10 protein-coding genes are annotated in these 13,353 nt (G+C 62.2%); 7 read left to right on the top strand and 3 right to left on the bottom strand.

All coding sequences use genetic code 11. The features are described from left to right. Positions 1 to 670: 670 nt before the first annotated feature. The gene (gene panC, locus ACEK02_RS29815; RefSeq protein ID WP_371425044.1) at positions 671 to 1,522 is read right to left on the bottom strand and encodes a pantoate--beta-alanine ligase; all 852 of its coding nucleotides are present in this window, start codon (positions 1,520 to 1,522) and stop codon (positions 671 to 673) included. Between the two features lie 230 nt (positions 1,523 to 1,752). Between panC and ACEK02_RS29810 the strand changes: the two genes are divergently transcribed. The 4 genes from ACEK02_RS29810 (at position 1,753) to ACEK02_RS29795 (ending at position 5,510) form a co-directional block, all read left to right on the top strand. Continuing rightward, a complete protein-coding gene (locus ACEK02_RS29810) occupies positions 1,753 to 2,676 on the top strand; it encodes a division plane positioning ATPase MipZ (protein WP_371425043.1) in 924 nt (307 codons plus the stop codon). A 398-nt stretch (positions 2,677 to 3,074) separates the two neighbouring features. Beyond that, positions 3,075 to 3,950 carry an alpha/beta fold hydrolase gene (locus tag ACEK02_RS29805; RefSeq protein ID WP_371425042.1) on the top strand — a complete coding sequence of 292 codons (876 nt, stop codon included), beginning with the start codon at positions 3,075 to 3,077 and terminating at the stop codon, positions 3,948 to 3,950. Between the two features lie 68 nt (positions 3,951 to 4,018). Continuing rightward, on the top strand, positions 4,019 to 4,741 hold the full coding sequence (locus ACEK02_RS29800) for a VWA domain-containing protein (RefSeq protein WP_371425041.1): 723 nt from the start codon (positions 4,019 to 4,021) through the stop codon (positions 4,739 to 4,741). A 43-nt stretch (positions 4,742 to 4,784) separates the two neighbouring features. After that, the gene (locus ACEK02_RS29795) at positions 4,785 to 5,510 is read left to right on the top strand and encodes a DnaJ domain-containing protein (RefSeq protein WP_371425040.1); all 726 of its coding nucleotides are present in this window, start codon (positions 4,785 to 4,787) and stop codon (positions 5,508 to 5,510) included. A 216-nt stretch (positions 5,511 to 5,726) separates the two neighbouring features. Here ACEK02_RS29795 and ACEK02_RS29790 read toward each other — a convergent pair whose 3' ends face one another. Then, a complete protein-coding gene (locus tag ACEK02_RS29790) occupies positions 5,727 to 7,550 on the bottom strand; it encodes a D-alanyl-D-alanine carboxypeptidase (protein WP_371425039.1) in 1,824 nt (607 codons plus the stop codon). Positions 7,551 to 7,946: 396 nt separating this feature from the next. On the opposite strand from ACEK02_RS29790, the gene ACEK02_RS29785 reads away from it, so the two are divergent. Then, the gene (locus ACEK02_RS29785) at positions 7,947 to 8,282 is read left to right on the top strand and encodes a phasin family protein (protein WP_371425038.1); all 336 of its coding nucleotides are present in this window, start codon (positions 7,947 to 7,949) and stop codon (positions 8,280 to 8,282) included. A gap of 71 nt (positions 8,283 to 8,353) precedes the next feature. Here the strand turns inward: ACEK02_RS29785 and ACEK02_RS29780 are convergent, their stop codons facing one another. Beyond that, complete coding sequence (locus ACEK02_RS29780; protein WP_371425037.1) at positions 8,354 to 9,721, bottom strand: pilus assembly protein TadG-related protein; 1,368 nt, start codon at positions 9,719 to 9,721, stop codon at positions 8,354 to 8,356. A 521-nt stretch (positions 9,722 to 10,242) separates the two neighbouring features. Between ACEK02_RS29780 and clpS the strand changes: the two genes are divergently transcribed. Further along, positions 10,243 to 10,575: an ATP-dependent Clp protease adapter ClpS gene (gene clpS / locus ACEK02_RS29775; protein ID WP_371425048.1), complete on the top strand. Its 333-nt coding sequence runs from the start codon at positions 10,243 to 10,245 to the stop codon at positions 10,573 to 10,575. A 251-nt stretch (positions 10,576 to 10,826) separates the two neighbouring features. Beyond that, entirely contained in the window at positions 10,827 to 13,235 is a 2,409-nt protein-coding gene (clpA, locus tag ACEK02_RS29770) for an ATP-dependent Clp protease ATP-binding subunit ClpA (protein WP_371425036.1), read from the top strand. Positions 13,236 to 13,353: the final 118 nt, after the last annotated feature.

The following is a 13,353-nucleotide window of genomic DNA, read 5'->3' as shown; positions in this document are numbered from 1 at the left end:
CTGGGCCTGATGCCGATGCGGTCTTCCGCAAGTTGGCGCATCAGGACTTTCGGAAGCACGGGCGATTGCCCGACGTTCCGCCTGCGGTGTTTTGTCGGCTTGCTGAATGCTTGCCCAGGCGACCGATCAAGGTCACCCTTGTTTGGCCCTGCGCGACAGGGCCGGGGGAGCGCAGCTCTTGGGCCGGACGCGTTTCGAATCTGGTCGTCCGTCACTTGATCTGCGGGCTCGTTCCATCCGCCAGCAAGCCGTGCCGCCTGTCCCAGTGGTATCCTGACCACAGACGATGCGGCCTGCCCGCAGACAGCCGTTACCCACACATCCCGTGACGCCGCATCTCCGGCGTCCACCGCATCCCGCCCCGCAATCGTGACGATCGCGATCGCCCCTCTCGGTGGGGCAGGACGCAGCGGAAAATAATCAATATAGGGATGTTGTCAATAGAGATAGGAAAAAATGTTTGGGTGCTGTCTTGCCGCCCCACACTGTCATTCCCCGGCAAACCATTTGGTTTGCCTGAGGGCGCGGCCGGCACTTGCCGGACGCGAACCTCAGCCACTCCACTTGGAGTGGCAGGGAATCCCGACCTGTTCAGCGCAAAACACTCCAAGATTCCGGGCTCAGTTCGGCCCGCTGCGCGGTCCGTCCTGCCCCGGAATGACGCGGTGGACTACACCCCGATATTGTCGATTAGCCGCGTCTTGCCGATCCTTGCGGCTACCAGCAGGCGCACCGGGCCGTCCTTGATTGAGGCTATTGGCGCCAGTGACTCCGCATGGCGCGCCTCGAAGTAGTCGAGTGCGAAGCCTGCGGCGGTGATCATCGCGGCGCCGCCCGCCATGGCGGCCTCGAAACTATCGCCGGCACGCAAGCGCCTGGCGGTTTCCTTCATCGCGCGATACAGCACCGGTGCGGTCGCGCGGTCTTCGGGGGAGAGATAGACGTTGCGCGATGACATCGCGAGGCCGTCGCGTTCGCGCACGGTGGTGGCGCCGGTCACCTTGACACCGAGATCGAGATCCCGCGCCATGCGCGTCACGACCTTGAGCTGCTGATAGTCCTTCTCGCCGAAGAACGCCATGTCGGGCCGCACCTGCGTGAACAGCTTGCCGACGACGGTGGCGACGCCGCCGAAGAAATGCGGGCGAAACCGATCCTCGAGATCGGCGGTGGCCGGACCTTCGGTGGTGATCCTGGTTGCGAAGCCTTCCGGATACATCACCTTGGCGTCGGGATTCCAGATCAGGTCGACGCCGGCTTCGGTCAGCTTGGCGAGGTCGCTCTTCCAGGTCCGCGGATAGGAGCCGAAGTCCTCGGTCGGCGCGAATTGCGTCGGATTGACGAAAATCGACACCACGACCTTGCTGGTGCGGCGCTGGGCGAGGCGGACCAGCGAGACGTGGCCGTCATGCAGCGCGCCCATGGTCGGCACCAGGCCAATGGTCGCCTTGCGCGCGCGCAGGCCGTCGAGTGCCTTGCGAAGGGCGGGCAGGGTGCGGGCGACGATCGGAGTGCGGGGCATTGCGGCTCGTTCTTGTTGCTGGCTGCGGCGGGTGAGGGCGTGCGCCCTGCTTATCAAAGCTGGCGGGATCACCCAAGCCTCACGATACCAGGCTGGCGGGTGTCCGATGCCGCAACTGGCCGGAGATTCATGATTAAGCGCGTCTGGTCGCCCGCACGGCGGAATGCCCATGCATTTCGCTTGACCACCGCCATCCCTCGCGATTTGAAGATGGATTGAAGGATTGTACGATGCTGATGCAAACCACCCAGGGGCAGTCCGGCACGGCGCATGTGGTCGTTCTCGGCAATGAGAAGGGCGGGTCGGGCAAATCGACCACCGCACTCCACATCGCCGTGGCGCTTTTGAAGGCCGGCCAGCGTGTCGCCACCATCGATCTCGATTGCCGCCAGCAGAGTTTTACGCGCTACATCGCCAACCGCTCCGCATGGGCCGCCAGTTGCGGGCTCGGGCTCGACGTGCCGACCCATAGCTGCATCAAGCTCGGTGAGACGATGCAGATCGCCGACAACGAAGCCTTCGAACTCGAGCAGTTCATGGCCGCAGTGAGCGCGGTGGAGCGCACCCATGATTTCATCGTCATCGATACGCCCGGCAGTGATACCTATCTGATGCGTCTGGCGCATTCGATGGCCGATACGCTGGTGACGCCGATCAATGACAGCTTCCTCGATTTCGATGTGCTCGGCGCCGTCGATCCCGTCAGCTACAAGGTGACCGGCGAGAGCCACTATTCGAAGATGGCGCGTGAGGCGCGGCGCAAGCGCCGTCAGCACGATGGCTCCACCACAGACTGGATCGTGGTGCGCAACCGGCTCTCGATGCTCGGCTCGCGCAACAAGATGCTGGTCGCCGGCGTGCTCGATCAACTCTCGCTGCAGCTCGGTTTCCGCGCCATCGACGGTCTCGCCGAGCGCGTGATGTATCGTGAGTTCTTCCCGCGTGGCCTGACGGCGCTGGACGATCTCAACGAAGCCACGCTCGGGCGCCGTCCGAGCATGGGCCATGTCACAGCGCGCGAGGAAGTCATCGAACTGCTGCGCAAGTTGAAGCTCCCGCTCGATGAGCGGGGCCGTCGCCGGGCCGCCAACCGCGCCGAGTGGTTTGCGCAGGTCGACAAGCCGCTGGATGTTCACGACATCCTTGGCAACTGAGTCGCGTCCAACTGGTAAAGCCGGCGCTCCCCGTTCGGCGGGCTATGAACGACGCCGCACTCAACTTTGCGCTGATAGTACAGGTATCATTGTCTTTTACCGGGGAACGAGTAGCCCGTTCGACAGTTGATTTGTCGTTGAAATCAGAGCGTTTTTGAAATTCCGATCTCTTGCGAAATTCGTTCAAAATCGCTCAATTCGGTCGTGGTTTTCTTTAGCAGGTGCACAAGAAACGGGTGCGACGCACAATAACATGGCTCGGAATTCACAATATTTAGCCTTCCTGTCACCGGGCTGTGACATATATGCTGTTGAAGCAGCCGCTTGAGGCCATTTCGGCCCATAAGTGCTGTAGCCGGCCAACGGCCTTCTAGCTGAGTGGCCGATCAGGGACGAACATGAAACGCGGACTTCTCATCCTGCTTTCGGTTTGCGTGCTGACCACCGCCGCGTATTTTACCGCGTCGAAGTGGGCCATTCGGCATGAGACGCTGACGTTCTTCGACGCGTCGCGTAATCGTCCCGTGCAGGTCGACATTGCCGTTCGTCGCGACAAGGAAATGCAGGCCAATGCCGGCATGATCACCTTGCCGGTCGCAGTCCTCAATCACGGTAACACCGTCAAGTTCACCGAATACTCGTTCCTCGCGAACGTGTTTGCGGCGCGCGGCTATATGGCCGTCAGCATCCAGCACGATCTCGATACCGACGCTCCGCTCGTGACCAAGGTCGGCGAGATCTATGTTGGCCGTCTGCCGGTCTATGAGCGCGGCGTGCAGAACATCAAGTTTGCGGTCAAGGAGCTGAAGAAGATTCAGCCGAACTCCGACTATGATCATCTGACACTGGTCGGTCATTCCAACGGCGGTGACATCTCGATGTTCTACGCCAAGGAATTCCCGGATGACGTCAAGAAGGTCGTGACGCTGGATAATCTGCGCGTGCCGTTCATGACCGATGGCAAGTTCAAGATCCTGTCGTTCCGTTCGCACGACTCGGTGTTCAAGCCGGATCCCGGCGTGGTGCCGGATGACGATATTTGCGAGAAGGCCGGTATCACGGTCGTGAACACCGGTGCACAGCACACCGACATGAGCGATCGGGGCCCCGATACTCTGAAGACCAAGATTCAGGGACTGCTCGACAAGTTCCTCGACGACGACAGCAAGCTGGCGCCGGTCAACGGCAAGCCGAAGATTCTCGAACAGCCGGCTCAGCAGAGCAATGCGACTGACCCGAGCAAGATCGCGCAATATACGCCGAGCGTGAACTGAGTTCTGCGGCGCGGTTGACCGCGCCGCCCGTGCTCGCCACATGAAGCTCGCAGCAAGTGCGAGTTCAAATGGCCAGCGATCCCACCGTTCCCAAATCCAAGACCGATGCGCTGACCCAACCGTCGGCATCGGCCGACATCGCAGCATTTGTTGCGAAAGCAAAAGCGATGGCGCCGCATGCGGCGGGCGGGCGCGGGCGGCTGGTGTTCGCGCTCGATGCCACCATGAGCCGGCAGCCGACCTGGGACATGGCCTGTACGCTGCAGGCCGACATGTTTCGCGAGGCCGCATCGATCGGCAGTCTCGATATTCGTCTCGTCTATTTCCGTGGCCTCAGCGAGTGTCGCGCGACCGGCTGGATTTCGGACACCGCGCAACTGGCGCGGCTGATGGGCAAGATCTCCTGCCAGGGCGGGCACACGCAGATTGGCAGGGTGCTGTCGGAGACGCGGCGCGAGGCGGTGGCCTCCGGCGTGCGGGCGCTGGTGTTCGTGGGCGACGCCATGGAGGAGTCCGTTGACGAGCTCTGTGCGCGGGCTGGTGAACTCGGCCTCCTGAAAGTGCCGGTCTTCATGTTCCAGGAAGGCCAGGACCCGGCGGCCGAACGGGCGTTTCGCGAGATTGCACGGCTCACCGGCGGCGCCTGGTGCCGGTTCGATCCGGGAGCGGCTGCGCAGCTTCGCGAATTGCTGCGCGCGGTGGCCGCCTATGCCGCCGGCGGACGGGAAGCTCTGACGCGGCTGGCATCATCGGCACCGGGTGCGGCAAAGCTGCTCGGCCAGATGAAGTAAGGCGCGGCTTTCGCGAGAGGCCGCAACCGACTATCTATCGGTCATGCCTACTTTGATCGCCGGCGCGCTCGCCGTCTTTGTGCTCTATACGCTGCTGCAGATGTTCCGCTCGGCAAATCCGACGCTGCTGGCGCGCGGCATCAAGCTGGCCGGCGGGGTGCTGGCGCTGGCCGTTGCGGCCTTCACCGGCATCAAGGGCGAACTGGCGGTGGCGATCCCGCTGGGAATCTTCGGCGCGGGCCTCTTGGGCTGGGCGCCGTTCGGCACCGCGGGCTTCGGCAATATCGGCGGCATGTTCGGGGGCGGGGCAAAGTCGCCGGGCCAGACCTCGCAGGTCCGCTCGGCTTTTCTGGACATGACCCTCGACCACGACAGCGGCCAGCTCAGCGGACGGATCGTGGCCGGGCCCTATGCCGGACAATCGCTCGATGCATTCGACCTGCCGCAACTGGCGGCGATGATGGCCGGCTTCGACGCGGAGAGCGTGGCGTTACTTGAAAGTTATCTTGACCGCCGGTTTCCCGCTTGGCGTCAGCACGCGCAGGGCGATACGGCAGGGCGGAACGACCGCGCGCCGCCTGGCAGTAAAATGACGGAGGAGGAGGCTTATCAGATCCTTGGCGTGAAGCCGGGTGCGGCCCGCGACGAGATCAGCCGCGCGCACCGATCCCTCATGAAGAAACTGCATCCCGACCAGGGGGGCTCGACGTACCTGGCGGCCCGGGTCAACGAGGCCAAGGACACTCTGCTTCGCACGCATCGCAGCTAACTCCAGCACGCTTTTACGCTACAACTGCGAGCAGCTTCCGTTTCTCTGAGAACGCCCTATCGCCCACCGTTGTCCGGCATGGTCGATCAATCCCTGTCTGAGTTTGTAGCGGCTAAGTCTTGACGAGAGGTTGTCGCCACAGGGATTTATGGTGACCAAAAGCAAAATGGCCGGGACAATGTCCCGGCCATTTGCGTATCCGACGGTATCGGTCGATCAGTTCTTGATGGTGATGCAGGAGATCTCGGAACGCTTCAGCGTCTTGCAGACGGCTTCGGCTTTCTCGCGGTCGAGGCCGGCGAAGCGGGCGCGGTAGAGCTTCCTGTCGCCCTTGCCGACGACGGTTTCAGTGAACGGATCGGCCTTGCCGAGCAGGCCGCGGGCCTGTTCACGCGCGGCGTCGAGGCGGATCCGTGCCTCGCTCTCGCTTTCCAGCGCGCCGACCTGGATGATCCAGCCGGTATGGGACGCGACGGGCTTGATAGCGCCGCCCTGCTGTACGGCCTGCGGAGCAGGGGCCTGAGGGGCGGGCGCGCTGCGCGGCGACGGATCGGCATAGGCCATCTGGGTGCCGCCCTGAGCGCTTCCCTGGGCCGGCAGGACGCCGAGAAGCCCATTGCCGGTGCCGAAGCCTGCCGGCTGGCGGGGCATCTCCGAGCGGGCATAGAGCGAGTTAGTGGTCTCGGGCGAGCGGGCGGTGGGTTCAGAACGTGCCGTGATAGCGTTGGTGGTGGTCGGCGGAGCGGGCTGCTCGCCGCCGGCGGAGGCCAGCTTGTACTGGCCGGACTTGACCTGAACGGTGCGAACGCGAACCGGCTTCATCGGCTCTGACGAGCCCGGAATGATCGAGACGGGCTCGGACTGGATGACGCCTGAATTCAGCGGGCCAGGCTCCGGCTTGCGGGCCTGCGGCACCGGCGCCGCCGGGGGCAGGGCTGCGGTGGCGGCAGCGAAGACGGACGGACGGGCCGCGGGCGTGGCGACGCGAGCCGGCGGCTCGGCGGCCGGCTCAGCGACGACCGGCGTTGCAGCGGCCACCTGAATGGCGCCGTTGACCTGTTTGGTTTCGGTCGGACGCGCCTGGGCCTCGGCCTCGGCGACCTCGGTTGCGGCCTCGGACGGATTGCGCTCGGTGATCGCGGCCACGGTGCGGCGGGTGGCACCCTTGTCCAGGTTCTCGGCGAGCAGGTTGCGCATCGCGGCGTCACGGGCGCCGCCGCTGCGGCCGCCAAGCACGACGCCGACCAGATAGCGGTTGCCGCGCTTCATGGACGAGACAAGGTTGAAGCCGGAGGCGCGGGTGTAACCGGTCTTGATGCCGTCGACGCCTTCGACTGACCCGATCAGGCGGTTGTGGTTGCGGATATTGCGGCCGCGATAGTTGAAGGAGGCGGTGGCAAAGTAGCGGTAATAACGCGGGAAGCGATCCTGGATGGCACGGCCGAGCACCGACTGGTCGCGGGCGGTCGTCACCTGCGCATCATCCGGGAGGCCGGAGGCATTGCGATACACCGTGCGGCTCATGCCGAGTGCGCGCGCCTTTTTGGTCATCAGCTTGGCGAAGTCGTCTTCGTCGCCGGCAATGGCTTCGGCGATCACCACGGCGGCGTCATTGGCGGAGCGGGTCACCAGCGCCTTGATGGCGTCCTCAACACGCAGCGTCTGACCGGGGCGCAGGCCCAGTTTGGTCGGGGCCTGCACGGAGGCGTGCTGCGAGACGTCCATTTCGCTGTCGAGGGTGAGTTTGCCGGCTTCCAGCTTCTCGAACAGCATGTACAGCGTCATGATCTTGGTCAGCGACGCCGGATGCCGCGAGCCGTCCGGATTGTTCGACGACAGGACCGCGCCGGAATTGCCGTCGACGATGATCGAGGAGAAGGCGGGATTGTAACTCGAGACGCGCACCACGTGGCTTCGCGACTTATGTCGCCGGCGGGCATCCGCGCTGTCAGTCGTAAAGATGACGGCGATGCTGAGGGTTGCCAGCCCAAGAGCGCACACCCGCAAGGTGCGCGACGAAGCAAACGTTGTGCGAAGCATGAACTTCCCCGTCAGATCAGTCTCATTCCCCGGATCGTGAGGCTAAATTATGCCCAACACCGAAGATGTGTCTCAGTTTTAAGCGTCAGCCTGAGCGGTTCTCTCGGCGGGATGGCAGAAGCATACGCGGCCATTCTGGCTAAGAGTATGTACTCATGCAATTTTTGGGCTTTTGACCCTAACGCACCAATGCAAGAAATCAGGGTAGGTCCGGCGAGTTTCCAAAAGGTTAAGCAACCCTTGCAAGCCACCCGTGCATTTATCGCCAATGGTAAAGATTGTGCATTGCACAAGATTCTTGACTAGGTTGTGCACTGCACGATAGATGGGCCGGTCAGATCAGACCGGGGCTCACCCGGTTGCGGCTGACCCGTTCAATCCGGGAAAGGATTTGCAGTGATCAAGGTCGAAGACATCCAGCAGTACGGCAAGGAGCAGTTCGAAAGTGCAGTCGCGTCGGCGGCCACGCTTCAGAACGGCGCACAGGCTATCGCTGTCGCGGTTGGCGACTACACCAAGAAGTCGTTCGAGGACGGCAACGCCTTCGTGACCAAACTGTCCGGCGTGCAGTCGCTCGACAAGGTGCTTGAAGTGCAGACCGAATACGCCAAGTCGGCCTATGAATCCTTCGTCGCTGAATCGCACAAGATCAGCGAACTCTATGTCGATCTCGCCAAGCAGGCGTACAAGCCCTTCGAGGGCTTCGTCGCCAGGATGACCCCGGCGCGCTAAGCGATACGGTTTTCAAATCAAAACGCCCGGCCATGATGGCCGGGCGTTTTTGTTTCAGCGCATGCGCCGCGTTACTTTGACACGCGCAATGCGTTGAGCGAGTTGCCGATTGCTGTGAATGCGGTGGCGATGCCGCTGGCATTGGTGGTCGCATAATAATTGCCGGAATCCGCGCAGTATTTCAGCATGGTGGCGTCCGGACCTCCGTCGGTATTGACCTGAATGGTATAGACGACCGTCTTGCGCTTGCTGTTGACGTACTCAGCCTTGATGTTGTCGCAAAGCAATTTCTGGCGCGCATCGACCTCGGGCGACGGGTCGTTACCGTTCCCGTACCAACGATCTTTGGTATTCGTGCCGTCGGACAGCAAGATGATGGCGTCGGTGTACTTGTAGTTGGAATCTTTCGCCGGGGCGGGGAAAGGATCGCTGCCGATCTGCAGGGTCAACCAGGCCCACGCCATGCCGATCGGTTGGTTCGTGCCGCCATTTGGTGACAAGGCGTCGATCTTGTCTTTCAGCGTCTTAACATTAGTGCCGCCGTAGGCAGACGTCATCGGCAGGATCTGCGCCGGGCAGGCATTGTACTGATTGGCCAGGAAACGCGTGGAGTCCGTTGTCGGAGCATCCGCCGTCGTGTCGTAGGGTTGGTCGCGATCGGTCACGCAGCCGTTCCAGTTGTTGTGGCTGGCTGGCACCCAGGTCGAACTGGTGCACTGACCACGGCTATTATAATTGTTGCAGACGTTGCTGCCATTGGCAGAATCCCAGTCCGTCCACTTGATCCATGCTGCGTTTCTGTTGCTCGATCCGACATTGACCATCTGCGCAAATGGGATGATCGAGATATAGAGGTCCTCGGTCATCCGCGAATTAGCGCTCAGCGTATCAATCAGGTTCTTGGCCGCACTTTTCATTGCGGTCATCTTTCCGCTGAACTGCATAGACCCGGTGACGTCGAGCGCTATGGCGACGCGCATGCGCGTCGAGCCCCAGGTCGTGGTCGAGGCGCTGCTGATCCCCATCTGGGGGAAGCCGACCATCTTCATGAAATCGGTTGCGACGACACCGGTGCCGTTGACAGTAACGGTCGAGCCGTCCTTCGAGTTGGTGGTGTAGCTCGCTGTCACCGCCACCTGGCTGGCATTCGTATTAGTGTACAGCGCGTTGAAATAGGCAGTCGCCTTGGTCGTGACGTCGGCGGCCGACAGAGTGGGATTGGCGGACAGATCCTTCGAAACCATCAGGGCTGCAGAGTCGAGGGCCACCTGCATCGCCGAGCGGGCGGCGTTGGCGCGGGAATAGTCGACGGCGGCGCCCACGAAGCCGAGCAGGGGCACCAGAGCAACCGCGAAGGTCATGGCGATATTGCCGCCGTCGTGGCGGGCAAACCTGGCTGCAAGGCGCTTTGCCTGGTTCGACACGGACTGAATAAACATTGTTACCACCACTGGTAGATTTCTGGCGGTTATGTCCACGGCTGCGGCTAAACAGGTGGTAAAGGTGTCCTCAGAAAATCGGTAAAAAGCCGACTATTGGCAGGCCGTTGGACGTGCGTCCGGTATCATCGTGAACGATGGTTAAATGGCTGGCTTGCGAATCCGGTCAAATCGAGCACGGTCGGTTAACCCTGATCGGACCGGGGGCCATCAGGCGGGTGCGCGGTGAGCCATTCGGTGCACCTGCGGTGCGCTTGCGAGAATGGCCCCAGGAACCCATATTGGCTGCGTCGGTCCTGCAACGGACAGCGTCCGGCCCAAGGGCGACCCGGGGCGCTTTCGCGCCTGAGGCGTCCGCTGGCACGTCGTGGCTGGGGACGCTGTCAATTCGGGGCTGGCCATTATCCGCTAGGGACTTTTATACAGGCGCCATGTTCCAGAAACCTTCGACATTCATGCCTGACGGCATCCAGATGCCTGTAGCCGGCGCACCCGACGATCGCCGCCGGCAGCCGCGTGGCATGGCGGAGGACGACAACCGGTCCGGCGCGCCCGGTGGGCCGGCCACCTCCGTCATCACCAAGGTCAAACCCAAGACCAAGCGCCCCAACCTGTATCGCGTGCTGATCCTCAACGATGATTACACGCCGATGGAATTCGTCGTCCATGTCCTGGAGAAATTCTTCCAGAAGGACGCCGAGGCGGCGACGCAGATCATGCTCCACGTTCATCATCACGGGATCGGGGAGTGCGGCGTTTTCACCTATGAGATTGCCGAAACCAAAGTGACGCAGGTGATGGATTTTGCGCGCAAGCACCAGCATCCTTTGCAATGCGTGATGGAAAAGAAGTAGCCTCGCCGTGAATTCCCGGAAACCGGGAACGGGTCTTGCATTGAACTGATGTGAGGCGAACGCGGCCGTCCAGCCGCGTCAACAGCGCATGTGACAGTGTGCTGGAATGAACAACGTGCTCTGCGGACACGTCACAACAAGCAGCGGGAACCAGCCTTCCACCACGACCAGACATCACTATATGTGAGAAGGTTCTTGTTGCCTGACCCGGCAACGACGATCATGATGGTGGGGGCCAACGAGGACGCGGAATGCCAACTTTTTCTCAAAGCCTTGAACAATCGCTGCATCGGGCGCTCTCGCTCGCGAACGAGCGGCATCACCAGTATGCGACGCTGGAGCATCTCCTGCTGTCGCTGGTGGATGACAGCGACGCCGCGGCGGTGATGCGGGCATGCAGCGTCGATCTCGACAAGCTGCGTGGAAGCCTTGTCAATTATCTCGAAACCGAATTCGAAAATCTGGTGACGGATGGTGCGGATGACGCGAAGCCGACCGCCGGTTTCCAGCGCGTGATTCAGCGCGCCGTCATTCACGTGCAGTCGTCGGGTCGCGAAGAAGTGACCGGCGCCAATGTGCTGATCGCGATCTTCGCCGAGCGCGAAAGTCATGCCGCCTATTTCCTGCAGGAGCAGGACATGACGCGCTACGACGCAGTGAATTACATCAGCCACGGCATTGCCAAGCGGCCGGGGGTCTCCGAGGCGCGGCCGGTGCGCGGCGTTGACGAAGAGACCGAGACCAAGAACGGTGACGACGCCAAGAAGAAGGGCGAGGCGCTCGACACCTATTGCGTCAACCTCAACAAGAAGGCGCGTGACGGCAAGATCGATCCGGTGATCGGACGTACGGCCGAGATCAACCGCGCGATCCAGGTCCTGTGCCGCCGTCAGAAGAACAATCCGCTATTCGTCGGCGAAGCCGGCGTCGGCAAGACGGCGATTGCCGAAGGTCTGGCCAAGCGCATCGTGGACAGCGACGTGCCGGAAGTGTTGTCGGCGGCCACCGTGTTCTCGCTGGACATGGGCACGCTGCTGGCCGGAACGCGCTATCGCGGTGACTTCGAGGAACGCCTGAAGCAGGTGCTCAAGGAACTCGAAGCGCATCCGAATGCGATCCTGTTCATCGACGAGATCCACACGGTGATCGGCGCCGGCGCCACCTCGGGCGGCGCGATGGATGCCTCGAATCTGCTCAAGCCCGCTCTGGCTTCGGGTGCGATCCGTTGCATGGGCTCGACTACCTACAAGGAATATCGCCAGCACTTCGAGAAGGACCGCGCTCTGGTGCGCCGGTTCCAGAAGATCGACGTCAACGAACCCACTGTTGAAGACGCGATCTCGATCCTGAAGGGGCTGAAGCCTTATTTCGAGGACTATCACAAGCTGAAATATACCAACGAAGCCATCGAGGCCGCGGTGCAGCTGTCGTCGCGCTACATCCACGACCGCAAGCTGCCGGACAAGGCGATCGACGTGATCGACGAATCCGGTGCGGCGCAGATGCTGGTGGCCGAAAGCAAGCGCAAGAAGACCATCGGCATCAAGGAGATCGAAACCACCATCGCGACCATGGCGCGGATCCCGCCCAAGAGCGTGTCGAAGGACGATGCCGAGGTGCTCAAGCACCTGGAGACCACGCTCAAGCGGGTGGTGTTCGGCCAGGACAAGGCGATCGAGGCGCTGACCGCATCGATCAAGCTGGCACGTGCGGGCCTGCGCGAACCGGAAAAACCGATCGGGTCCTACCTGTTCTCGGGACCGACCGGCGTCGGCAAGACCGAAGTCGCCAAGCAGCTCGCGGCGTCGCTCGGCGTCGAACTCCTGCGCTTCGACATGTCGGAGTACATGGAGCGGCATACGGTGTCGCGCCTGATCGGCGCGCCTCCCGGCTATGTCGGCTTCGACCAGGGCGGCCTGCTGACCGATGGCGTGGACCAGCATCCGCATTGCGTGGTGCTGCTCGACGAAATCGAGAAGGCGCATCCGGATCTGTACAACGTGTTGCTGCAGGTGATGGATCACGGCCGGCTGACCGACCACAACGGCAAGCAGGTCTCGTTCCGCAACGTCATCCTGATCATGACGACCAATGCCGGCGCCGCCGACATGGCACGTGCAGCCTTCGGCTTCACCCGTGGCAAGCGGGAAGGCGAGGATCAGGAGGCGATCAACCGGCAGTTCGCGCCGGAATTCCGCAACCGCCTCGATGCGGTCGTGTCCTTCGCGCATCTGAACTCGGAGGTGATCGGGATGGTGGTGGAGAAGTTCGTGCTGCAGCTCGAAGCCCAGCTTGCAGACCGCGACGTCACCATCGAACTGTCCGACCCCGCCAAGGCCTGGCTGATCCAGCACGGCTATGACGAGCAGATGGGTGCGCGCCCGATGGGCCGCGTGATCCAGGAACACATCAAGAAGCCGCTGGCTGACGAGTTGCTGTTCGGCAAGCTCAAGAATGGCGGCCATGTCCGCGTCATCCTGAAGAAGGACGAAGCGGTGCTCGGCGTCGAGCAGGAAAGCATCGGCTTCGAATTCGTCGATGGTCCGGTGACGCCGAAGCCGGAGAAGCTGCCGGCGAAGCGCGGCGCGGCCAAGAAGCCGAAGTCGGGTGGTCCGAAAGGCGGCTCGGGCTCGGCAAAGGGGCCGCTCGTGAAGGCATAAGCCTGACCGAGGTTGAGACATGAAAAACGGCCGGTGAGCGATCACCGGCCGTTTTTGTTTGAATGTTCCGGACTCCGCCCTCATGGTGAGGAGGCGCCTCTTGGCGCCGTCTCGAACC

Origin of the sequence: Tardiphaga sp. (genome assembly GCF_041424195.1) — a bacterium.
GTDB lineage: Bacteria > Pseudomonadota > Alphaproteobacteria > Rhizobiales > Xanthobacteraceae > Tardiphaga.
The sequence above is the reverse complement of the archived record's forward strand: the minus strand, read 5'-3'. Positions and strand labels throughout refer to the sequence as shown.

What these genes read in the sequence shown, in the direction of transcription:
- ACEK02_RS29780 (WP_371425037.1), bottom strand. Translation starts at nt 9,721, where the DNA reads ATGTTTATTCAGTCCGTGTCGAACCAGGCAAAGCGCCTTGCAGCCAGG.
- ACEK02_RS29795 (WP_371425040.1), top strand. Translation starts at nt 4,785, where the DNA reads ATGCCTACTTTGATCGCCGGCGCGCTCGCCGTCTTTGTGCTCTATACG.
- ACEK02_RS29800 (WP_371425041.1), top strand. Translation starts at nt 4,019, where the DNA reads ATGGCCAGCGATCCCACCGTTCCCAAATCCAAGACCGATGCGCTGACC.
- ACEK02_RS29790 (WP_371425039.1), bottom strand. Translation starts at nt 7,550, where the DNA reads ATGCTTCGCACAACGTTTGCTTCGTCGCGCACCTTGCGGGTGTGCGCT.
- ACEK02_RS29805 (WP_371425042.1), top strand. Translation starts at nt 3,075, where the DNA reads ATGAAACGCGGACTTCTCATCCTGCTTTCGGTTTGCGTGCTGACCACC.
- ACEK02_RS29810 (WP_371425043.1), top strand. Translation starts at nt 1,753, where the DNA reads ATGCTGATGCAAACCACCCAGGGGCAGTCCGGCACGGCGCATGTGGTC.
- clpA (WP_371425036.1), top strand. Translation starts at nt 10,827, where the DNA reads ATGCCAACTTTTTCTCAAAGCCTTGAACAATCGCTGCATCGGGCGCTC.
- clpS (WP_371425048.1), top strand. Translation starts at nt 10,243, where the DNA reads ATGGCGGAGGACGACAACCGGTCCGGCGCGCCCGGTGGGCCGGCCACC.
- panC (WP_371425044.1), bottom strand. Translation starts at nt 1,522, where the DNA reads ATGCCCCGCACTCCGATCGTCGCCCGCACCCTGCCCGCCCTTCGCAAG.